19 protein-coding genes and 1 pseudogene are annotated in these 21,847 nt (G+C 71.4%); 10 read left to right on the forward strand and 10 right to left on the reverse strand.

The window, feature by feature from the left end; genetic code table 11:
• The first annotated feature begins 22 nt into the window (after positions 1-22).
• Positions 23-3,166 (forward strand): sacsin N-terminal ATP-binding-like domain-containing protein, encoded by a 3,144-nt coding sequence (locus tag AMK33_RS21025; RefSeq protein ID WP_073934553.1) that lies wholly within the window; start codon positions 23-25, stop codon positions 3,164-3,166.
• A 361-nt stretch (positions 3,167-3,527) separates the two neighbouring features.
• On the opposite strand, the gene AMK33_RS21030 is transcribed toward AMK33_RS21025, so the two are convergent.
• Both AMK33_RS21030 and AMK33_RS21035 read right to left on the reverse strand, forming a co-directional pair.
• Positions 3,528-5,927, reverse strand: coding sequence for a cation-translocating P-type ATPase (locus AMK33_RS21030; RefSeq protein ID WP_073934429.1), 2,400 nt, complete (start codon positions 5,925-5,927; stop codon positions 3,528-3,530).
• Positions 5,928-6,057: 130 nt separating this feature from the next.
• Positions 6,058-6,360 carry a DUF2530 domain-containing protein gene (locus tag AMK33_RS21035; RefSeq protein WP_073934430.1) on the reverse strand — a complete coding sequence of 101 codons (303 nt, stop codon included), beginning with the start codon at positions 6,358-6,360 and terminating at the stop codon, positions 6,058-6,060.
• A gap of 205 nt (positions 6,361-6,565) precedes the next feature.
• On the opposite strand from AMK33_RS21035, the gene AMK33_RS21040 reads away from it, so the two are divergent.
• Entirely contained in the window at positions 6,566-8,017 is a 1,452-nt protein-coding gene (locus AMK33_RS21040) for an NCS2 family permease (protein WP_073934431.1), read from the forward strand.
• A gap of 16 nt (positions 8,018-8,033) precedes the next feature.
• On the opposite strand, the gene AMK33_RS21045 is transcribed toward AMK33_RS21040, so the two are convergent.
• Positions 8,034-8,216, reverse strand: coding sequence for a ribbon-helix-helix protein, CopG family (locus AMK33_RS21045; protein WP_073934554.1), 183 nt, complete (start codon positions 8,214-8,216; stop codon positions 8,034-8,036).
• A gap of 155 nt (positions 8,217-8,371) precedes the next feature.
• Between AMK33_RS21045 and AMK33_RS21050 the strand changes: the two genes are divergently transcribed.
• From AMK33_RS21050 to thpR, 3 genes are read left to right on the forward strand one after another with little or no spacing between them, the layout of a single operon-like run.
• On the forward strand, positions 8,372-8,809 hold the full coding sequence (locus AMK33_RS21050; RefSeq protein WP_073934432.1) for a MarR family winged helix-turn-helix transcriptional regulator: 438 nt from the start codon (positions 8,372-8,374) through the stop codon (positions 8,807-8,809).
• 46 nt (positions 8,810-8,855) lie between these two features.
• Positions 8,856-10,223: an MFS transporter gene (locus tag AMK33_RS21055; protein WP_073934433.1), complete on the forward strand. Its 1,368-nt coding sequence runs from the start codon at positions 8,856-8,858 to the stop codon at positions 10,221-10,223.
• 15 nt (positions 10,224-10,238) lie between these two features.
• On the forward strand, positions 10,239-10,811 hold the full coding sequence (gene thpR / locus AMK33_RS21060; RefSeq protein ID WP_073934434.1) for an RNA 2',3'-cyclic phosphodiesterase: 573 nt from the start codon (positions 10,239-10,241) through the stop codon (positions 10,809-10,811).
• 166 nt (positions 10,812-10,977) lie between these two features.
• Here the strand turns inward: thpR and AMK33_RS21065 are convergent, their stop codons facing one another.
• The 5 genes and pseudogenes from AMK33_RS21065 to AMK33_RS21080 form a co-directional block, all read right to left on the reverse strand.
• On the reverse strand, positions 10,978-11,970 hold the full coding sequence (locus AMK33_RS21065) for an aldo/keto reductase (protein ID WP_073934435.1): 993 nt from the start codon (positions 11,968-11,970) through the stop codon (positions 10,978-10,980).
• A 30-nt stretch (positions 11,971-12,000) separates the two neighbouring features.
• Entirely contained in the window at positions 12,001-12,603 is a 603-nt protein-coding gene (locus AMK33_RS21070) for a Uma2 family endonuclease (RefSeq protein ID WP_073934436.1), read from the reverse strand.
• Between the two features lie 110 nt (positions 12,604-12,713).
• Positions 12,714-13,391: an SGNH/GDSL hydrolase family protein gene (locus tag AMK33_RS21075; protein ID WP_073934555.1), complete on the reverse strand. Its 678-nt coding sequence runs from the start codon at positions 13,389-13,391 to the stop codon at positions 12,714-12,716.
• Positions 13,392-13,575: 184 nt separating this feature from the next.
• Positions 13,576-13,800, reverse strand: a pseudogene (locus AMK33_RS43900) (zinc ribbon domain-containing protein); the annotation flags it as partial.
• 15 nt (positions 13,801-13,815) lie between these two features.
• On the reverse strand, positions 13,816-14,730 hold the full coding sequence (locus AMK33_RS21080) for a transposase (RefSeq protein WP_235618153.1): 915 nt from the start codon (positions 14,728-14,730) through the stop codon (positions 13,816-13,818).
• Positions 14,731-14,985: 255 nt separating this feature from the next.
• On the opposite strand from AMK33_RS21080, the gene AMK33_RS21085 reads away from it, so the two are divergent.
• Positions 14,986-15,960 carry a hypothetical protein gene (locus AMK33_RS21085; RefSeq protein ID WP_073934437.1) on the forward strand — a complete coding sequence of 325 codons (975 nt, stop codon included), beginning with the start codon at positions 14,986-14,988 and terminating at the stop codon, positions 15,958-15,960.
• On the opposite strand, the gene AMK33_RS21090 is transcribed toward AMK33_RS21085, so the two are convergent.
• On the reverse strand, positions 15,961-16,752 hold the full coding sequence (locus tag AMK33_RS21090) for a TetR/AcrR family transcriptional regulator (protein WP_073934438.1): 792 nt from the start codon (positions 16,750-16,752) through the stop codon (positions 15,961-15,963).
• Positions 16,753-16,838: 86 nt separating this feature from the next.
• On the opposite strand from AMK33_RS21090, the gene AMK33_RS21095 reads away from it, so the two are divergent.
• The 4 genes from AMK33_RS21095 (at position 16,839) to AMK33_RS44730 (ending at position 20,373) form a co-directional block, all read left to right on the forward strand.
• Positions 16,839-17,801 carry an ATP-binding cassette domain-containing protein gene (locus AMK33_RS21095; protein WP_073934439.1) on the forward strand — a complete coding sequence of 321 codons (963 nt, stop codon included), beginning with the start codon at positions 16,839-16,841 and terminating at the stop codon, positions 17,799-17,801.
• Positions 17,798-18,619 carry an ABC transporter permease gene (locus tag AMK33_RS21100; protein WP_073934440.1) on the forward strand — a complete coding sequence of 274 codons (822 nt, stop codon included), beginning with the start codon at positions 17,798-17,800 and terminating at the stop codon, positions 18,617-18,619. Before AMK33_RS21095 ends, AMK33_RS21100 begins: the two co-directional genes overlap by 4 nt.
• An 889-nt stretch (positions 18,620-19,508) precedes the next feature.
• On the forward strand, positions 19,509-20,186 hold the full coding sequence (locus AMK33_RS21105; RefSeq protein ID WP_073934441.1) for a ricin-type beta-trefoil lectin domain protein: 678 nt from the start codon (positions 19,509-19,511) through the stop codon (positions 20,184-20,186).
• Positions 20,187-20,244: 58 nt separating this feature from the next.
• On the forward strand, positions 20,245-20,373 hold the full coding sequence (locus tag AMK33_RS44730) for a hypothetical protein (protein ID WP_268817376.1): 129 nt from the start codon (positions 20,245-20,247) through the stop codon (positions 20,371-20,373).
• A 288-nt stretch (positions 20,374-20,661) separates the two neighbouring features.
• On the opposite strand, the gene serC is transcribed toward AMK33_RS44730, so the two are convergent.
• Positions 20,662-21,780, reverse strand: coding sequence for a phosphoserine transaminase (serC, locus tag AMK33_RS21110; protein WP_073934442.1), 1,119 nt, complete (start codon positions 21,778-21,780; stop codon positions 20,662-20,664).
• Positions 21,781-21,847 lie beyond the last annotated feature (67 nt).

Raw genomic sequence — 21,847 nt, forward strand, 5'->3', positions numbered from 1 at the left:
GGGCCGATGAGGAGAGATGAACGTGAGCAAGTTCGTACGGCCCGCCGCCGAGGGTGCCGATCCGTTCGGTACCGCGCGTCTGCGGCGCGGGGTCCTGGACGCCTGGGTCACCAGCCCCGCCCGCTTCCGTGAGGACGCCAACGCCGAGGAGGACCTCGTCCTCGGCGGCTACCGGGACCGCCTCGTCGTCGAACTCGCCCAGAACGCCGCCGACGCCGCCGCCCGGGCCGGCGTACCGGGACGGCTGCGGCTCACCCTGCGCGACGGGGTCCTCGTCGCCGCGAACACCGGGGCCCCGCTGGACGCGGCCGGTGTCGAGTCGCTGTCCACGCTGCGCGCCTCCGCCAAGCGGGACGCGCCGGACCGGGCCGTGGGGCGCTTCGGGGTCGGCTTCGCCGCCGTCCTCGCCGTCACCGACGAGCCCGCCGTCGTCGGACGGCACGGCGGGGTCCGCTGGTCGCTGGCCGAGGCGCGGGACCTCGCGGGCGACACCGCACGGCACAGCCCAGGGCTCGGGGACGAGATCCGGCGGCGTGACGGGCACGTGCCCCTGCTCAGGCTCCCGTTCGCCGCCGAGGGCACCGCGCCCGATCCGTACGACACCGCCGTCATCCTCCCCCTGCGCGACACCGCCGCAGCCGACCTCACCGAGCGGCTGCTGAACGCCGTCGACGACGCCCTGCTGCTCGCCCTGCCCGGCCTGGAGGAGGTGGTCGTCGAGATCGGGGACGCGGAACCCCGTACCGTGAGCCGCCGCACCGACGGCGCACTCACCGTCGTCGAGGACTCCCGCGAGGGCGCCACCCGCTGGCGTACCGCCGCCGCGCACGGCCCGCTCACCCCCGAACTGCTCGCCGACCGGCCCGTCGAGGAGCGGCTGCGCCCGTACTGGTCGGTCACCTGGGCCGTCCCCGTGGACGCCGACGGAAGCCCCGCCCGGCCCCGCACCAGCCCCGTCGTGCACGCGCCCACCCCCAGCGACGAGCCGCTCGGCGTGCCCGCGCTGCTCATCGCCTCCTTCCCGCTGGACTCCACCCGCCGGCACGCCGCCCCCGGCCCGCTCACCGACTTCCTCGTGCAGCGCGCCGCCGACGCCTACGCCGGGCTCCTCGCCGACTGGCGCCCGGTGACCGCCGGGATCATCGACCTCGTGCCGGGCCCGCTCGGCAAGGGCGAACTGGACGGCGCCCTGCGCCGGGCGGTCCTCGAACGGCTCCCCCGTACGTCCTTCCTGCCGCCCGCCGTCGAGCGGGTCGAGCAGGCCGAGCAGCACGACGACTCCGAGCTGCCGCGGTCGCTGCGGCCCCGTGACGCCGAGGTCGTCGAGGGCGCGGGCGCGGACACCGTACGGGTGCTGGCCGAAGTCCTCCCCACCCTCCTGCCCGCCGGTCTCGAACGCCGCGCGGAGCTGCGCACGCTGGGCGTCGCCCGCGTCCCGCTCACCGACGCGGTCGACCGGCTGGCCGGCCTGGAGAAGTCCCCCGACTGGTGGCGGCGGCTGTACGACAGCCTCGCCGGGGTCGACCCGGACCGGCTGTCCGGGCTGCCCGTGCCGCTCGCCGACGGGCGGACCACCATCGGCCCCCGGCAGGTGCTGCTGCCCGGAGCGGAGGCCACCCGGATCGACCCCGAGGTGCTGGCCCGGCTCGGGCTCAAGGTCGCCCACCCGGACGCCGCCCACCCCCTCCTGGAGAAGCTCGGCGCGCTCCCCGCCACCCCGCGCGCCGTCCTCACCACCCCGCAGGTGCGGGCCGCCGTCGCCGCGTCGCTCGACGACGAGGGCCCGGTGAACTGGGAGGAGGAGGACACCCCGGACGCCGAGGAACTCGCCGACACCGTGCTCGGCCTGGTGCGCGACGCCGCCCTCGAACCCGGTGACGAGCCGTGGCTGGGCGCCCTCGCCCTCCCCGACGAGGACGGCGAACTCTCCCCTGCCTGCGAGCTGGTCTTCCCCGGCGGGCCGTTCGCCCAGGTCATGCGCGAGGGCGAACTCGCCTCCGTGGACGGCGAACTGGCCGACAGGTGGGGCGAACAGCCGCTCGCCGCCTGCGGGGTCCTGGTCGACTTCGCGCTGATCCGCGCCACCGACGTCGTCCTCGACCCGGACGAACTGGAGCCGCGCGAAGGCGACTTCGCCGAGCCCGACGACGCGGGCCTGCTCGACGCCGTGGACGTGTGGAGCGAGGACGTCCTCGACCGCTTCCCGGACAGCCCCGTCCCGCCGGTCGCCACCGAGATCGTCGCCGTGCGCGACCTCGACCTCGTGGACGACGACCACTGGCCCCAGGCCCTCGCCCTGCTGTCCCGGCCACCGCTGCGCGACGCGCTCGTCCAGCCGGTACGGATCCTGCTGCACGACGGCACCCACGAGGTCGTACGGCCGTACACCGCGTGGTGGCTGCGCGGGCACCCGGTGATCGGCGGGCGCCGCCCCGCCGGACTGCGCGCGGCCGGCGGCGACCCGCTGCTGCGGGGCCTGTACGACGAGGCCGACGCGACCGGGTTCGAGGACGAGCAGGTGCTGCGGGCGCTGGGCGTACGGACCTCGGTGGCCGCGTTGCTCGACGAGCCGGGAGGCGCCGCCGAACTGCTGGACCGGCTCGCCGACCCCGACCGGCCGGTCACGGCGGCCCAGTTGCACGCGCTCTACGGCGCGCTGGCGGAGCTGGATCCCGAGCAGGTGACCCTGCCGGACGATCTGCGGGCCGTGGTCGACGGGCGGGTGGAGGTGGTGGACGCCGCCGACGCGGTGGTCGTCGACTCGCCGGACCTGCTGCCGTTCACCTCCGGTGTGCCGCTGCTGCCGGTGCGTCCGGCGCGGGCCGCCGAACTGGCCGAGCTGTTCCAGGTGCGGCGGCTGAGCGAGTCCGTCACTGGGGAGGTGGACTCCGAGGGCACGGAGCACGACGTGCCGGAGCCGGTGCGGGTGCTGCTGGGGTCGCGGACCCCGGCCGTGTACGTGGAGCACGAGGAACTCGTCGTCGACGGCGTGGAGATCGACTGGCGGCTGACGAACGACGGCGTCCTGCACGCGGCGACGCTGGAGGGCGTGGCCGCGGGGCTGGCCTGGGCGGCGGGCCAGTGGCCCCGCCGCTTCGAGGTGGCGGCACTGCTGGAAGACCCGTCCCGGACGGAGGAACTGGCCCGCGACCGCTGGTTCGACTGAACGGTGGCTTGTCGCGCAGTTCCCCGCGCCCCTGGGGGGTGATCCGGCCCGTGGTCCCGTGCGGATGCGTGGTGGCTTGTCGCGCAGTTCCCCGCGCCCCTGGGGGGTGATCCGGCCCGTGGTCCCGTGCGGATGCGTGGTGGCTTGTCGCGCAGTTCCCCGCGCCCCTGGGGGGTTGCGAGCAGCGCCAGCCGATACCTGCACCCCACCGGCCCGCAGGGACATTCGGACCGGTGGGCCCCTGTAGGGGCGCGGGGAACTGCGCGAAGAGCCCCCACCGGCCCGCGGGGGCATTCGGGCCGGTGGGCCCCTGTAGGGGCGCGGGGAACTGCGCGAAAAACCCGCTACGCAGCCGCAGGCGTCACGCCGGGACCCGCCGCCCCACCCACCGCCACAAAAACTCCAGCACCCCCGCCGCAAAGACCGCGATGCCAATCGCGACCCACGGCATGGTCATGCCCACCAACCGCAACGCGAAGAACTCCTGCAACCACGGCACCACCAGCACCACCAGGAACCCCGCCCCCATCGCCGCCACCAGCCCGATCCGCCACCACGTGTACGGCCGGGCGATGATCGCCAGTACCCAGATCGAGATCAGGAACAGCGTCAGCGTCGCCGCGCTCGTCTCCGCCTCCAGCGCGCCCGCACCGGTGTAGTACTCCCGCGCGACCAGATACGACGCGAACGTCGCCAGCGCGGCCAGCACCCCGCCGGGGATCGCGTACCGCATGACCCGCCGTACGAAGTTCGGCCGCGCCCGTTCCTTGTTGGGGGCGAGCGCCAGGAAGAACGCCGGGACGCCGATGGTGAGCGTGGACAACAGTGTCAGATGGCGCGGCAGGAACGGGTACTCCACCTGCGAGATCACCACCAGCACCGCCAGCAGCACCGAGTACACCGTCTTCATCAGGAACAGCGTCGCGACCCGGGTGATGTTGCCGATCACCCGCCGCCCCTCCGCCACCACCGACGGCAGCGTGGCGAAGCTGTTGTTCAGCAGCACGATCTGCGCGACCGCCCGCGTGGCCTCCGAACCGGAGCCCATCGCCACGCCGATGTCCGCGTCCTTCAGCGCCAGCACGTCGTTCACGCCGTCCCCGGTCATCGCGACCGTGTGGCCCTTCGACTGGAGCGCGCCCACCATGTTCCGCTTCTGCTGCGGGGTGACCCGTCCGAACACCGTGCCGTCGTCCAGCGCCTTCGCCATGCCGTCCGGGTCGGCGGGCAGCCGGCGCGCGTCCACCGTCGTACCGGACAGGCCCAGCTTGGACGCGACCGTCCCGACCGACACCGCGTTGTCCCCGGAGATGACCTTGGCCCGGACGTCCTGCTCGGCGAAGTAGCGCAGGGTGTCGGCCGCGTCCGGGCGCAGCCGCTGCTCCAGCACCACCAGCGCGGACGGCCGTACGCCCTCGGCGGCCCCGGGGTCGTCGACGTCCACGCCGTCGCGGGCGCGGGCGAGCAGCAGCACCCGCAGCCCCTGCTCGTTCATCCGCTCGGTCTCGGCCAGCGCCGGGTCGCCGGGGTCCAGCAGCACGTCGGGCGCCCCCAGCAGCCAGGTGACGGACTCCCCGGAGTCCTCCTCGAAGGTGGCGCCGCTGTACTTCCGGGCGGAGGAGAAGGGCAGCGTGTCGGTGAGGCGCCGGCCCCCGCCGTCCGGGTACGCCTCGATGATCGCCTTCAGGGACGCGTTGGGGCGCGGGTCCGCCGCCCCCAGCGCGCCCAGCACCCCGCGTACGTACGTCCCGTCGCCGTCGCCGAGCACCCGCAGCTCGGTGACGTCCATGCCGCCCTCGGTGAGCGTGCCCGTCTTGTCCAGGCAGACCGTGTCGACGCGGGCCAGCCCCTCGATCGCCGGCAGTTCCTGCACCAGGCACTGCTTGCGCCCCAGCCGGATCACCCCGATCGCGAAGGCGACGGAGGTGAGCAGCACCAGGCCCTCGGGGACCATCGGCACGATCCCGCCGACCGTGCGGGCGACCGAGTTCTTCAGCTCGTTGTCCTTGACCACCAACTGGCTGATGATCAGACCGATCGCGGTCGGGACCATCATCCACGTCACGTACTTGAGGATCGTGGAGATGCCCGAGCGCAGCTCGGAGTGGACGAGGGTGAACCGGGACGCCTCCTCGGCGAGCTGCGCCGCGTACGCCTCGCGTCCCACCCGGGTCGCCTGGAAGGAGCCGCCGCCCGCGACGACGAAGCTGCCGGACATGACCTGGTCCCCGGGCCGCTTCACCACGGGGTCGGCCTCGCCGGTGAGCAGCGACTCGTCGATCTCCAGGCCGTCCGCCTCGGCGCACACCCCGTCGACGACGACCTTGTCACCCGGCCCGATCTCGATCAGGTCGTCCAGCACGATCTCGGAGGTGCCGACCTCCGTGGCCGTCCCGTCCCGGCGCACCGTGGGCCGTACCTCGCCGATCACCGCGAGGGAGTCGAGGGTCTTCTTCGCCCGCCACTCCTGGACGATGCCGATGCCGGTGTTGGCGAGGATCACGAAGCCGAACAGGCTGTCCTGGATGGGCGCGACGATCAGCATGATCACCCAGAGCACGCCGATGATCGCGTTGAACCGGGTGAAGACGTTCGCGCGGACGATCTCGGTGAGGGACCGGCTGCTGCGCGCCGGTACATCGTTGACCTGTCCGCGCGCCACTCGTTCGGCCACTTGCGCGGCCGTCAGCCCGGTCACCGGCGAGGTGACCCCGGCGGGGTGTTCGGCATCGATCCGGTCGCCCGCCTCGAGATGCGTCATGCATTCGACGGTACGTGCGGATTCGGCGGTTCACCCACCCGATGGGCGGAAGATCCGACCGGGGTAGGACGGCCGTCAGGACGGTCGTAGTGCCGTGGTCGTACGACGGTGGCGCGGAGGCCCGTCGGGCTCAGTCGGCCGAGGGGGCGGGGGAGCGGTCCGGCTCCGGCGCCCCCTCGGCCGACCGGGCCCGCTTGATCGCGGCGTCGCGCCTGCGGACGTACCAGATGCCGATGAAGCCGAGCCCGCCGCCGGCCAGGCAGGTCCACAGCCACCAGGTGTGGCCGTGGTCGTCGAACCAGCCGTAGAACGGAAGCTGCACCAGGAACAGGACGAACCAGATGATCGTGCCGCCGACGATGGTGGCGACCACGGGGCCCTCCAGGGGCTCCGGCGCCTCGTGCTCGGGGGATCCCGAAAAAAACCCGGCCATGCGGACAGCTTACGAGGGGTCCCGCGTGTGACGGGGACCGCGTGGGCCACGTGACGGGGACCGCAGGGAGCCACGCTGGTCTACGCGCGGAGATAGCGTGGACGGCGTTATATCTTCATACTGAATCCGTTTGTCTCTGACCACTTTCATTCGTAGAAAACACCAAAGGGCTTCGGGGGGCGCCCGCCGGTGATGAGGTCCCCGCATGTCCCCGTCGGCCACGACCAAGGCCCCCACCCCCGAGCAGCCGGGGTCCGGTGCCGCGTCCGGCGCCCTCGACCGCTACTTCCGGATCTCCGAGCGCGGCAGCACCCTGTCCCGTGAGATCCGCGGCGGTTTCGCCACCTTCTTCGCGATGGCGTACATCATCGTGCTGAACCCGATCATCCTGGGCAGCGCGAAGGACATGTACGGCCATCAGCTCGACAACGGCCAGCTCGTCACCGCGACCGCCCTGACCGCCGCGTTCACCACGCTGCTCATGGGCGTCATCGGCAACGTCCCGATCGCGCTGGCCGCCGGTCTGGGCATCAACTCGGTCGTCGCGCTCCAGCTCGCGCCGCGCATGTCGTGGCCGGACGCCATGGGCATGGTGGTGCTGGCCGGTTTCATCGTGATGCTGCTGGTCGCCACCGGTCTGCGCGAGCGCGTGATGAACGCTGTCCTCTACGGTCTGCGCAAGGCCATCGCCATCGGTATCGGCCTGTTCATCATGCTGATCGGCCTGGTCGACGCCGGGTTCGTCTCCCGCATCCCGGACGCCGCCCACACCACCGTCCCGCTCCAGCTCGGCGGCACCGGTCACCTCACCGGCTGGCCGGTCCTCGTCTTCGTCCTCGGCGCGCTGCTCACGCTGGTGCTGATCGCGCGTCGGGTGCCCGGCGCGATCCTCATCTCGATCGTCGCGATGACGGTCCTCGCGCTGGTCATCAACGCCGTGGCCGACATCCCCACCTGGGGCCTGACGACCCCCGAGTGGCCCGGCAACCCGGTCGCCACCCCCGACTTCGGCCTGATCGGCCAGGTCAGCCTGTTCGGCGGCTTCGAGAAGGTCGGCGTGCTGACCGGCATCCTGTTCGTCTTCACCGTGCTGCTGTCGAGCTTCTTCGACGCGATGGGCACGATCATGGGCGTCTCGGACGAGGCCAAGCTGACCGACGCCCAGGGCCAGATGCCCGGCGTCAACAAGGTCCTGTTCCTCGACGGCGTCGGGGTCGCCGCGGGCGGTGCCGCCTCCGCCTCGGCCACCACCGCCTTCGTGGAGTCCACGGCCGGCGTCGGCGAGGGCGCGCGGACCGGCTTCGCCAACGTCGTCACCGGCTCCCTGTTCGCGGTGGCGCTGTTCCTCACGCCCATCGCCACGATGGTCCCGTCCCAGGCGGCCACCCCGGCGCTGGTCGCGGTGGGCTTCCTGATCCTGGCCGGTTCGATCAAGGAGATCGACTGGGCGGACCACACGATCGCCATCCCGGCCTTCGTGACGATGGTGATGATGCCGTTCACCTACTCGATCACCAACGGCATCGGCATGGGCTTCGTCACCTTCGTGGTGCTGCGCCTGGCGGCCGGGCGCGGCCGGGAGGTCCCGGCGGCGATGTACGTGGTGTCGGCGGTGTTCGCCTTCTACTACCTGATGCCGGCGCTGGGCCTGACCTGACCGTGCCCGCGGGGGCTCACGTGACCCCGTAGAACTTCTCCGTCTCCTCGACGGCGGTCTGGAACCGCTGGTCGAAGTCATCGCGCATGAGCGTCCGGACGACATAGTCCTGGACGCTCATGCCGCGTTTTGCGGCATGCTCCCGGAGCCGTTCGAGCAGTTCGTGGTCGATACGCAGGCTGAGCACGTCGGTCCCCATGCGCATGAGGGTCCCTGCACACCATGGTGCGCCGCGCCGCGATTCGCGGATGGATCACTCGTACGGGTGATACGGCGTGACAGTGGCGGGGGTCATGGGCACGTACGCGCCTTCCGGGTGGTCCTTAGCCAGAGTAATGAGTTACGCTAAAGAACATGCCGGACTTCAGCCATGGCGACGACGCAGCCGCCGTGAACGCCCTCCGATCCGCCGTGATGCGGCTGTCCCGTCGGCTCAAGCACCAGCGCGTCGACGAGTCCCTCAGCCCCACCGAGATGTCGGTGCTGGGCACCCTGGCCCGCTGCGGCCGGGCCACCCCGGGCGAGCTCGCCCGCAAGGAGCACGTCCAGCCGCCGTCGATGACCCGCATCGTGGCCCTGCTGGAGGCCAAGGGACTGGTCCGCCTGGAGCCGCACCCCGACGACCGCCGCCAGAAGGTCGTCACGCAGACCGAGCGGGCCGAGGCGATGCTCGAGGAGAGCCGCCGCAAGCGGAACGCGTTCCTGGCCACGCTGGTCGAGGAACTCGACGACGACGAGTGGGCGAAACTGCGCGCCGCCGCCCCCGTCCTGGAGAAACTGGCACACATCTGAGCACGGCAGCACAGCCCCACAGCAGCAAGCCAGGAGGCGAACCCTTTTGAGTACGGGATCCGGAGCAGCTTCCGCCCCCGCACCTGACCCCCACGACACCCTGCCCGCCCCCGACACCACCCCCGCCCGCAAGACCTCGATGTTCGCCTCGCTGAGGGTCAGGAACTACCGCCTGTTCTTCATCGGCCAGGTCGTCTCCAACATCGGCACCTGGATGCAGCGCATCGCCCAGGACTGGCTGGTGCTCAGCCTCACCGGCTCCTCGGCCGCCGTCGGCATCACCACGGCCCTGCAGTTCCTGCCGATGCTGCTGTTCGGCCTGTACGGCGGTGTCCTCGTCGACCGCCTGCGCAAGCGCCCCACGCTGCTCGTCACCCAGACCGCGATGGCCCTCACCGCCCTCGCGCTCGCCGCCCTCACCCTGACGGGACGGGTCGAGGTCTGGCACATCTACGTCGCCGCCTTCGCCCTCGGTCTCGCGACCGTCGTCGACAACCCGGCCCGCCAGTCCTTCGTCTCCGAGCTCGTCGGCCCCGGCCAGCTCCAGAACGCGGTCAGCCTGAACTCCGCGAACTTCCAGTCCGCCCGCCTGGTCGGCCCCGCCGTCGCGGGCCTGCTGATCACCGGTGTCGGCACCGGCTGGGCGTTCCTCCTCAACGGCCTGTCCTTCGTCGCGCCGCTCGCCGGCCTGATGATGATGCGCGCCCGCGAGCTGCACGCCGTCGAGCGCGCCCCGCGCGGCAAGGGACAGCTCCGGGAGGGCGTGCGCTATGTCACCGGGCGGCCCGAGCTGATCTGGCCGATCGTCCTGGTCGGCTTCATCGGCACCTTCGCCTTCAACTTCCCCGTCTACCTCTCGGCCTTCGCCGACGACGTCTTCCACGGGGGCGCGGGCGCCTACAGCATGTTCAACACCCTGATGGCGGTCGGCTCCGTCTCCGGCGCCCTGCTCGCCGCCCGGCGCGGCACGGCCCGGCTGCGGCTGCTGATCCTGGCCGCGCTGGCCTTCGGCGGCCTGGAGATCCTGGCCTCCGCCTCACCGCAGCTGTGGATGTTCGCCCTGCTCATGGTCCCACTGGGCCTGTTCTCGATGACGGTCAACGTCACCACCAACACCAGCCTCCAGATGGCCACCGACCCGGCGATGCGCGGTCGTGTCATGGCCCTCTACATGATGGTCTTCCTCGGCGGCTCCCCGGTCGGCGCCCCCATCGTCGGCTGGATCACCGACACCTACGGCGCCCGCGTCGGCTTCGCGGCCGGCGGCGCGGTCGCGGTGGCCGCGGCGACCGTCATCGGCCTGATCCTGGCCAGGGTCGGCGGCCTGCGCCTGTCGGTGGGCTGGCACCGGGGCCATCCCAGCGTCCGCTTCGTGCCCCGTGAGCGCCAGGAAGCCCTGGCTCCCGCGGTCTGACGGCAGACTGGCCCCATGAGACTCTTCGCCGCAGTGCTGCCCCCCGTGGAAGTGGTCCGTGAGCTCGCCGCCGAGGTGGCTCGGTTGCGGAGGCTGCCCGGGGCGGACGGGATGCGGTGGACCGAGCGGGCCGGGTGGCACTTCACGCTCGCCTTCTACGGCGAGGTCGACGACGAGCTCGTACCGGAGCTGACGGCGCGGCTGGGGCGGGCCGCGTCCCGGACCGAGCCGTTCCGGCTGGCGTTGCTCGGCGGCGGTCAGTTCGGGCACGGCAGGGCGCTGTGGGCCGGTGCGGAGGGGGACCTGCGCACGATGCGGCTGCTGGCCGAGCGGGCCGAGGCGGCGGCGCGCAAGGCGGGCGTGCCGATGGACGAGCACCGCCGCTACAAGGCCCACCTGACGGTGGCCCGCAGCCGGGACGCCGTCGACGTGCGGCCGTACGTGGAGGCCCTGCACGCGTTCCGCAGCCGCACCTGGACCGTGGACGAGGTGGTGCTGGTGCGCAGCAACCTGCCGACGTCCGGGGTGCCGGGCGAGCAGCCCCGTTACGAGGCGGTCGCCCGGCGGGCGCTGGGCGCGGCCGGTTAGGCTCGGTGGCGTGGACCCGAAGACCCGTAACCGGATCATGGCCGGTGCGCTCGTGCTGATGTTCGTCGTGGTGGCGCTGGCGGCGGCGCTGGGCAATTAGCGTCGCCGCCGGCCGCCGTACGCGCCGCCGGGCAGTCAGCGCCGCCGCCCGCCCCCGTACGCGCCGCTACCAGGCGAAGGCCTCCGGCGACGGACCCGGACCCGGGAAGATCTCGTCCAGCGAGGTCAGCAGCTCCTCGCTCAGCTCCAGCTCGACCGCGCGCAGCGCGGAGGCGAGCTGCTCGGCCGTGCGCGGACCGACGATCGGGCCGGTCACGCCGGGCCGGGTGAGCAGCCAGGCCAGCGCGGCCTCGCCGGGCTCGACGCCGTGCTTGTCGAGCAGGTCCTCGTACGCCTGGATCTGCGCGCGGGACGACGGGTCGGCGAGCGTGTCGGCGGCCCGCCCGGAGGCGCGTCGGCCGCCCTGGACCTCCTTCTTGATCACACCACCCAGCAGCCCGCCGTGCAGCGGCGACCACGGGATGACCCCGAGCCCGTACTCCTGCGCGGCCGGGATGACCTCCATCTCGGCGCGGCGCTCGGCGAGGTTGTACAGGCACTGCTCGCTGACCAGGCCGATGGTGCCGCCGCGCCGGGCGGCGATCTCGTTGGCCTGGGCGATCTTGTAGCCGGGGAAGTTCGAGGAACCGGCGTAGAGGACCTTGCCCTGCTGGACCAGGACGTCGATCGCCTGCCAGATCTCCTCGAACGGGGTGTCCCGGTCGACGTGGTGGAACTGGTAGACGTCGATGTAGTCGGTCCCCAGCCGCTTCAGCGAGGCGTCGACGGCCCGGCGGATGTTCACCGCGGACAGCTTGTCGTGGTTGGGCCACGCCTCGCCGTCGGCGGCCATGTTGCCGTACACCTTGGTCGCGAGGACCACCTTGTCGCGGCGGTCGCCGCCCTTCGCGAACCAGCTGCCGATGATGCTCTCGGTACGGCCCTTGTTCTCGCCCCAGCCGTAGACGTTGGCGGTGTCGAAGAAGTTCAGACCCGCGTCCAGCGCGGCGTCCATGATGGCGTGGCTGTCGGCCTCGTCGGTCTGCGGACCGAAGTTCATCGTCCCGAGGACGAGGCGGCTGACCTTGAGTCCCGTGCGTCCGAGCTGCGTGTACTCCATGGTCGTCAAGCCAACGGCTTGGAGTGCGCTCTATGCAAGAGGGGACCGGTCCCGGGGGAAGTTGCTGGTGCTCACGGTCAGGTCGGCCACGGTGCCGGTCAGATCGATGTCGTCACCGAAGTCCACCCGCGTCCTCGTGACGTAGTCGCCGTTCTTCGGGTCGGTGTAGACGTAGCAGCGGCCCTGGTAGGGGTCGGCGATGACGTAGAGAGGGACCTCGGCGGTCGCGTAGGCGGCCTTCTTCGGGCCGTAGTCGTTGGCGGCCGTGCCCTCGGAGATGACCTCGAAGACGAACTCGACGTCCTCGTACCGCCAGTGGCCCTCGTCGTCCTTCTCGGCGGAGGCGCGGAGTACGGCGACGTCCGGGCAGAGACCGTTCTCGTGGCCGGGGAAGTCGATGCGGACATCCGAGAACACCTTGACGTCCTCCCCGAACCGGGCTTCAACAGCCATGGCGAGCTTGAAGATGATGGCCCAATGGGTGTCACGCTGCGGTGTCATGTAGACGTTGCCCCCGACGATCTCGACCCTGAATCCTTCGGGGACGGGCATCCGCTCCAGGCGCTCGAACCACTCGTCCAAGCGCTGAGTGTTGACGTCGGCCATGGCGATCCTGTCTTCAAGGACGGTCATCGTGGCGCTCCTCCCCGGCCGCCCCACGGACGAGTGCGGCCGCGCGGTACAACGATACGCACGGTGAGGAGGACACAGGGCGGAGCGCATATGCCAGAACTCCCCGGCCGCTACGCCGCCCCGTACGGCCCGCCCAGCCCCCACCCCCGCCACATCGCCTCCGCGAACGCCCCCGCGATCCTGTGCTCGCCGCTCTCGTTGGGATGCGTGCCGTCGTACGTGTCCGTGCGGAAGTCGTACGACGCCGGCGGCGGGACCAGCAGCAGTGGTGAGCCCGGATCGTCCAGGTCGGCGACGGTCTTCGCCAGGAGTTCGTTGAAGTGGGCGACCTGTTCGGCGAAGGTCGGGTCCGCTTCCACCCGGACGTTGCGGACCACCGGCATGACGGCCACGCGGACGCGCGGGTTCGCCGCCCTCGCCCCGGCGACGAAGGCGCGGACGTTCTCCGCCGTCTGCTCGGCGTTCGTGTAGAAGCCCAGGTCGATCAGGCCCAGCGACACCAGCAGCACATCCGCGCGGCAGGAGCGCACGGTCTCGCCGATCAGCGGGGCCATGTGCTGCCAGCCCTCGCCCCAGCCGGCCAGGTGGGCGCGCGGGAAGTCGGGATCGGCGTACGCGTACGAGGTGGGGGCGTCCGCCACCGGGTCGTGCAGCGTCTCGCGCGGGCCGACCAGCGTGAAGGGACCGCCGTACGCCGTGCACAGGTGCTGCCACAGCCGGTAACGCCAGGTGTGTTCACCCGCGCTCCCGATCGTCATCGAGTCACCTACGGGCATGAACCTGAGCACCCGGTCATCATGGACGATCGGTCCGGCCGCCGCGATCCGTCGCGATGTGAGTCCGGACACCTACCGTCACCTTCTCGGCCGTGAGCGGCTGAGCTTGTGCACTCGGTCGTTCACACCTCGTCGCGCTCCCGACTGCCCCCTACGGCAGGGCGGTCACGGGGCGCATCCACCCGGCTCCCTGGGTTCAGGGCGCGGGTGCGGGTGCGGTGACAAACACCCACGCCGGGCGTGCGCGGTCACGCACGTTGACCCCGGCGACGACATCGGCCGGCCCAGCGAGGCCGCACCGACGACAGCGAAACCGGTCCCGGTCGGGCCGGTTGGCCCGCTCGGTGTGCCGGCAGCGCGGACAGCGCTGCGAGGTATGACGCGCGTCCACCTCCAAAAACGGCACCCCGGCCTTCTTGGCCTTGTAGGCGAGGTGCTACCCGAGCTGGTGGAACGGCCAGGAGGAGAGGGTGCCCCGCTGGTCGCGGCGAAGCCGTACCCGCTCACGGATCCCGCCGAGTTCCTCGACGGCGATACCACGCGCGGTGCGTTGCGCGACGGACACGATCTCCTTGCTGATCTTGTGGTTCACGTGGGTGGCATGGCGTTTCTCCTTCTGTGCCCGGCGGGCCAGGCGGCGGGTGGCGGAGCGGGTGTTCCTCTTCTGGAGTTCGGTGCGTTTGCGGGCCTGCCAGTGCCGGTACCGGGACAGGCTGCGGCCCTGGTAGTTCGCGCCGTCGGAGGTGGTGGCCAGGTTCACGATCCCCCGGTCCACCCCGATCCAGTCGACCGGCTCGTACACCTCCGGTTCGGGAATGTCACAGGTGGCGACCAGGAACCATGTCCCGCCTCGCTGGGCCAGGTCGCTCTCCCCCTTGCGGTGCTCCGCGATCGTCTTGAGTTGCTCGGGCGAGCAGGTGAACCGGAGACCCTTCATCCGCCCGTCCACGGTCCAGATCGACACCGTGCGCGCGTCGTACTGCCAGGACAGGCAGCGGTCGTCGAACGGCTGGGCCGCCTCGAGTCGGAAAGCGACCGGCGTACCGACCGCCCTGCGGTACCGCTTGGAGGTGGCTGGGCCCAGCCTCCCGGCCCGCAGACCGGACTGCAGGGTTGCGTAGGCGTCGACGACTTTCTTCACCACCCGGACCGCGGGCTGCGCGGACAGTCCGAAGGTGGCCTTCAAGTCCGCGTAGACCTCCTTCTGCAGGCCGTTGCGGTCCTTGAGGCCCTTGGCGAAAGCGACACCGGAGGCATAGGTGGCGGCCCGGTTACAGGCACGCAGAGTCGCCTCCAAGGCCGACACCTGCTCGGGCGTCGGCAGCAGTTTCACCTGGACCACCAGCTTCATGGCATCGGACCCTGGTCCGAGCACCGCACACACAATCGCAGTTCACCCGGCGACCACCCGAGCAAGCGATTCACGGGACAGTCGTTCGCATTCCCCGGCTCCACCGGGCAACCACACGGGCACTCCGCGCCCGGCAGGACAGACGCGGTGACGCACTGTGTCGCAGCCAGGAGAGCCGATCCCTCCCCGGCGTGAACACCGGGGCGTCCTCGCCGGGACCCGGTGAAGTGCGCTGAACAATGGCACTCTTGGCACATGCGCCGACCCTTCTCCCTGATCGCCGCGACCCTCCTCGCGGGCGCGCTCGCCGTGCCCGCCGCCTCCGCAGTCGACGGCGACGAGGGCTTCACCATCAAGGACCCGCGCATCACCGAGTCCAGCGGACTCGCCGCCTCCCGCCTCCACCCCGGCGTCTACTGGACCCACAACGACCAGGACGACGGGCCCTACCTGTACGCCGTCGACGGCGGCACCGGCGAGACGGTCGCACGCGTCGCGCTCTCCGGCGTCGGCACGCCCCGTGACGTCGAGGCGATCGCCGTCGGGCCGGACAACCGGATCTTCGTCGGTGACATCGGGGACAACCTCGGCGGTACCTGGCCCCACGTGTGGATCTACGAGCTGCCCGAGCCGACGGAGCTGAAGGACCAGACGGTCCGGGCGACGCAGTACGTCGTGAAGTACGCGGACGGTGCCCGCGACGCGGAGTCGATGGTCGTCCACCCGAAGACCGGGCGGGTCTACATCATCGACAAGAACGAGGACGGCGGACACCTGTACGAGGGTCCGGCGAAGCTCTCCGCCTCCGGAACGAACGTCTTCCGGCCCACCGTCCCCGTCGACCTCTGGGCCACCGACGCAGCGTTCTCCCCGGACGGCGAACGGCTCGCCGTGCGCGGCTACCTCGGAGGCATCTGGTACGACTGGAACGGCGGCGAGATCCGGCGCGGGGGGCGGATCAGCGTGCCGCTGGGGCAGGGCGAGTCCGCCACCTACACCACCGACGGCAGGAAGCTGCTGCTCGGCATGGAAGGCGTCGAGAGCCCCGTCAAGGCCGAGGACGCGCCAGGGCCCGACGGAGAGCCGGGTGCGGGCGCCGAGGGCGAGAAGAGCGAGAGCGGCGCCGCCGCCGCCGACGGCACCGGCGGCAACGTCAAGGTCGGTGCCGCCGCCGCGGCGGCCCTCCTCTGCGTGCTCCTCTTCCGGCTGCTGCGGCGCCGCAACCGCTGATCAGCCGCCCGATCCGCCGCCCTGCCCCTCCGGGGCCCGCCCGGCGACGAACACCTCAAGACCGTCCAGGATGCGCTGCAAACCGAACTCGAAGTGGTCGAAGCCGGTGCCGAAGGTGTCCTCGGACAGTCCGGCCAGGACGGGGTAGCGCCCGCTGAGCATGGCCTTCTCCAGGGCCGGCCGCTGCGCCTCCCAGAACTGCGCGTCCGTCAGCCCGGAGCCGCGCTCGGCCTGCTCCTGGTAGAGCTGGGTCCGGGCGGCCCCGACCACGTATCCGTCGATCATGATGATCGCCGACAGCAGCTCGGGGTCGGACAGGCCCATCGGCTTGATCCGGGAGAGCACCTTCTCCATGCCGTCCAGCGCGCCCGGGCCGAGGATCGGGCGGGACTGGTTGACCTCCATCAGCCACGGGTGCCGGCGGTACAGGGCGAGGGTGGCGTGGCCGAGGGCCTCCAGCGCCGCGCGCCAGCCGCCGTCGCCGAGGTCCGCGGGGTCCTCCGAGGGCCGCTGCACCCGGTCCAGCATCAGGTCGAGCAGCTCGGCCTTGCCGGGGACGTAGCGGTACAGGGACATCGTGCCGGTGCCGAGTTCCGTGGCGATCCGGCGCATCGACAGCGCGCCCAGCCCGTCCCGGTCCGCGACCCCGACGGCGGTCTCCACGATGCGGTCCAGCGTCAGCCCCGGCTTCGGCCCCCGGCTGGGCCGCGGGCCGGTGTCCCACAACAGGTCGAGGGTGCGGGCGATGTCGCCGCCGCCACTGGTCTCCGTACCGCCCGAACCGCTGCTCATGAGGGCAGTTTAAAACCGCCCACAAAAACTGGGTACGGTGTACGCGCAATCGGGTACGGTGTACTCGGTTCTTGGAAGGGGGACTCATGAACGACGGCTACGCGGTCCGGGCGGAGGGCCTGGAGAAGCGCTACGGCGAGAAGCGCGCCCTCGACGGCTTCGACCTCGCCGTCCGCGAGGGCACGGTGCACGGACTCCTCGGACCGAACGGCGCCGGCAAGACCACCGCCGTACGCATCCTGTCGACGCTGATCCGGCTCGACGGCGGCCGCGCCACGGTCGCGGGGCTCGATGTCACCCGGCGGGCGCGCGAGGTGCGGGCGCGGATCGGGCTCACCGGGCAGTACGCGGCGGTGGACGAGGTGCTCACCGGGCGGCAGAACCTGGAGATGTTCGGCAGGCTGTTCCACCTCGGCGGCGAACGGGCCAAGGCGCGGGCGGTCGAGCTGCTGGAGCGGTTCGACCTGGCCGACGCCGCCGACAAGGGCGTGGGCGGTTACAGCGGCGGCATGCGCCGGCGTCTCGACCTCGCCGCTTCGATGATCCTCGCCCCGGCCGTGCTCTTCCTGGACGAGCCGACCACGGGACTCGACCCCCGTAGTCGCGGCGAAGTCTGGGATTCTGTGCGGGCGTTGGTGGCGGACGGTACGACCGTGCTGCTGACCACGCAGTACCTGGAGGAGGCCGACAAGCTGGCCTCCCGGATCACCGTCATCGACCAGGGGCGGGCCATCGCCGACGACAGCCCGGACGGGCTGAAGAACCTGGTCGGCGGCGACCGTATCGAGGTCGTGGTCGCCGAGCGCTCCGACATCCCGCGCGCGGTGAAGGTGGTCGCGCGGGTCGCCGAGGGCGAACCCGAGTCGGACGACACCGAGTTGCGGGTGCACGCGCCCGTGACCGACCGGGTGGCCGCGCTCACCGAAGTGGCGCGCACCCTTCAGGACGAGGGCGTACGGGTGGAGGACCTCGGACTGCGCAGGCCCAGCCTCGACGACGTGTTCCTGCGCCTGACCGGACACCGCACGGAGAAGGAGGCGGCGGCATGAGCGCGGCCCAACTGACCGCACCGGCCGAGCACGGCCGTACGTACTGGATGCTCGCGGACTGCTGGAACATCGTCCGCCGCGGCCTCACCCACTACCGGCGCCAGCCCGTCAACATCGCCTGGCAGCTCGGCTTCCCGATCCTGTCGGTCCTCCTCTACGGCTATGTCTTCGGCAGCGCGATGACCGTGCCCGGCGGCGGGGACTACAAGGACTTCCTGATGCCGGGCATGTTCGTGATGACCATGGCGTTCGGCTTCATCAACACCGCGACCGTCGTCGTCTACGACTCCACCAAGGGGGTCATCGACCGGTTCCGCTCCATGCCGATGGCGTCGTCCGCGGTGGTGGCCGGGCGCGGGGTGACCGATCTGGTCGTCGCCTGCGCCGAGCTGGCCATCATGATGCTGACCGCGCTGGCCATGGGCTGGCGGCCGGACGGCGGCTGGGGCTTCCTGGCGGCGTTCGGGCTGCTGCTGTGGCTGCGGTTCGCGCTGATCTGGATCGGGGTCTGGCTGGGGCTGCTGGTGCCCAACCCGGAGGCCGCGGGCGGGCTGTTCGCGGTCGCGTTCCCGCTGACGATGATCTCCAGCATCTTCGTCGCCCCGCAGCTCATGCCGGACTGGCTGGGCTGGGTGGCGGCCTGGAACCCGATCTCCTCCACGGCCGCCGCGGCCCGCGACCTGTTCGGCACGCCGGTCGGCGGCGGCGACTCCTGGGTCGAGCAGCACGCGCTGCTGATGGCGGGGGTGTGGCCGCTCGTGCTGACGGCGGTCTTCCTGCCGCTCGCGGTACGCCGTTTCCAGAAGCTCAGCCGGTGAGCTTCGGATTTTCGGGAGTGCTTCGGACATGAAGAACGCCCTCCTGTTTCTCGGCGTCCGAGAAGCAGGAGGGCGGGCTCGGCGAGGATGTCGCGGCCGGCCTCGCTCTTGTAGGTCTCGTCGACGCTGCCGATACGAAGAGACGCGGTTGTCCCACTCCACCGGAGCCACCCACTTCTGGTGGGGCCCGACTTCCGACAAGTCACCGCGGTGATCGAGGTCCGACACTCGGACCGGGTTGTTGTCGAGCAGCCCCGTGAAGTCCGCACTGTCGTCACACACACCGGCGCCACACCGGGGCGCGCGCAGCCCGGCGGACAGCCGAAGGTCCCTCCCGGGGTGAACGGCGCTTCCCGGCACGCTGGTTCACCGTGCGACGCCGCCGCTGCCTTCGTCGGACACGGGCAGGATTCCGTCACCAATGTGCTTAAACTGGCAACGATGATCAGGAAATGATCTATTGGGTGTTCGCGGAGTACGCGAGGACCGCAGTCGGCCCGGAACGGGCCCGGGCCCCACCGCAACCGCACCGCTCGCCCTCTCCCGGAACGCGAGTTCCGGGCGCACTCGACCCCTGCACGAGGAGTACGGCAGAATGCCGGAGCTGCCCAAACGGAACACAGGCCAGGACCGACGCGTGGACTTACCACCGGACAGGCCTTCCGGTGTCAACGACGCGGCGAAGCTGGCGGCAGCCCGTGCCGCTCTCGCCCGTGCGGCTACGGCTCACCGAGCCGACACCGAGGGCGGCAAGGCAACTGCACGACCGGAGCCGCCCGCCCGTATCACCGGCCGCGACGAATCCGCCACTGGCCCGGCGGCGGCGCCGGACGACAGCCCTCGGTCCGGTCCACGCCGCCCACCCGCGAAGTGGATCGCCATCGCCTCCGTGGCCGTCGCGGTGATAATCGCCGGAGCGGTCGTCACGATCAGCGGGTCCCAGGGGGAGGACGATCGGCAGTCCAACGTCGCGGGCGAGCTGTACCAGTCCGATGCGACCGAACCTGAAGTCCCCGATGTGAAGCCGTCTTTGAGCGCTTCGGCGAGCGCGACCGCGTCGTCTCGGCCTCCTTCCACCGGCTCCCCCACGCCCTCCGGCCGGGAAACGGAACCGGGCACGGACAAGGCGGCGAAGAACGACGCGGACCCCACCGTGAGCAAGGCGCCGGACAAGGACGGAACCGGCCAGGCAGGCGGCTCGGCTCCCGACCCCGGGAGGGCGCTCGCGGTCGAAGCCTCCGGCAACTGCCTGACAGGCGCCGGTTCGGGGTCCGAACTCGTGGTCGCGGCCTGCACCGGCGCAGCCTCCCAGTCGTGGAACACCGGGTCCAACACGGCACTCCAGCAGGGTGACCTCTGCGCGACCGTCACCGGCACCGAGGACCGCGCACCGGTGGTCCTCGCACCGTGTGACCAGTCGGCAGCTCAGCGGTTCAGCCTGTCAGGAAAATCGTTGCTGTCCGCGTCGAGCGGCAAATGCCTGGACCTCTTCGGAGGGGCGTCCGGCACCCAGGTGGTGCTCTGGGAATGCAACGGCCGTGACAACCAGCGGTGGAGTACTACCTGACCACTGCGCAGGGAGGGCCGGTCCGCCGGGGCCCGGACCTGGGTGGTGGGATGCTCCCGTGAGCCGCACCGTGGAGGGAACGACCGCTCACCGCCACCGCGTCCGGGGCACCCCCGCGGAGTCGGCCGCCTCCGGGCCCGACGCCCAGCAGGTGATCGCCCGCGTTCGCAGGAGCATCAAGGTCTGAGGACGTACGGCCGTACCACGTCGTCGTCGGTGCGCCAGGGCTTTGACGCGGGGCGGGGCGGCGGTACGTTCCAGCATGCCTCCTCGGCCGGGAAGGGCAGGCAACGGCCCACGGCCCGGCAGCGGATCAACGACTGCACCGACCTCGACGTGCTGGAGACCTGGCTCGACCGCTCCCTTAGTGCGCGGCGGACGCCGAGGAGTTGTCCGTCGAGGAGTAGGGCGTAGGGATGTGCGAGGGGCGCCCGGTGGATCGTCCACCGGGCGCCCCTCACTCGCGTATGGCGGGCTACAGCTGCTCGATGACGTAGTCGACGCACTTCGTCAGGGCCTCGACGTCCGCCGGGTCGATCGCCGGGAACATCGCGACGCGGAGCTGGTTGCGGCCGAGCTTGCGGTAGGGCTCGGTGTCGACGATGCCGTTGGCGCGCAGGACCTTGGCGACGGCGGCGGCGTCGATCTCGTCCGTGAAGTCGATCGTGCCGATGACCTGGGAGCGCTTGGCCGGGTCGGTGACGAACGGGGTGGCGTGCTTGGACTCGTCCGCCCAGGCGTACAGGCGGGTCGAGGAGTCCTTCGTGCGGGCCGTGGACCAGTCGAGGCCGCCCTGGCCGTTGATCCACTCGAGCTGCTCGTTGAGCAGGAACAGGGTGGCCAGCGCCGGGGTGTTGTACGTCTGGTTCTTGCGGGAGTTGTCGATCGCCGTGGGGAGACTGAAGAACTCCGGGACGTGGCGGCCGGACGCGTGGATCCGCTCGGCGCGCTCGATCGCGGCCGGGGAGAACACGCCGATCCACAGGCCGCCGTCGGAGGCGAAGGACTTCTGCGGGGCGAAGTAGTAGACGTCCGTCTCGGCGATGTCGACCGGGAGGCCGCCCGCGCCGGAGGTGGCGTCCACCAGGACGAGGGAGCCCTCGTCGGCGCCGGCGACGCGCCTGATGGGCATGGCGACGCCGGTGGAGGTCTCGTTGTGGGTGAAGGCGTAGACGTCCACGCCGGCTTCGGCGGCCGCCTCGGGGTGCGTGCCCGGGTCGGCGGAGACGACCGTGGGGTCGGCGAGCCAGGGGGCGAGCTTGGCGGCCTTGGCGAACTTGGAGCTGAACTCGCCGAAGGTGAGGTGCTGCGACTTGTTCTCGATCAGGCCGTGGGTCGCGACGTCCCAGAACGCGGTGGAGCCGCCGTTGCCGAGGACGACCTCGTAGCCGTCGGGGAGCCGGAACAGCTCGGAGATGCCCTCGCGCACCTTGCCGACCAGGTTCTTCACCGGGGCCTGGCGGTGGGAGGTGCCGAGCAGGGACGTGCCGGTCGCGGCCAGGGCGTCCAGCGCCTCCGTCCGCACCTTGGAGGGACCCGCGCCGAAACGTCCGTCGGCGGGCTTGATGTCAGCGGGAATCTGGATATCAGCCACGACCGGAGCCTAGCGGCTGCGGGAAACCCCGGCGAAACATCGTCCGTCCGCTGAGACGGGTGGTGGA

The sequence above is a fragment of the Streptomyces sp. CB02400 genome (assembly GCF_001905725.1).
Lineage (GTDB): Bacteria > Actinomycetota > Actinomycetes > Streptomycetales > Streptomycetaceae > Streptomyces > Streptomyces atrovirens.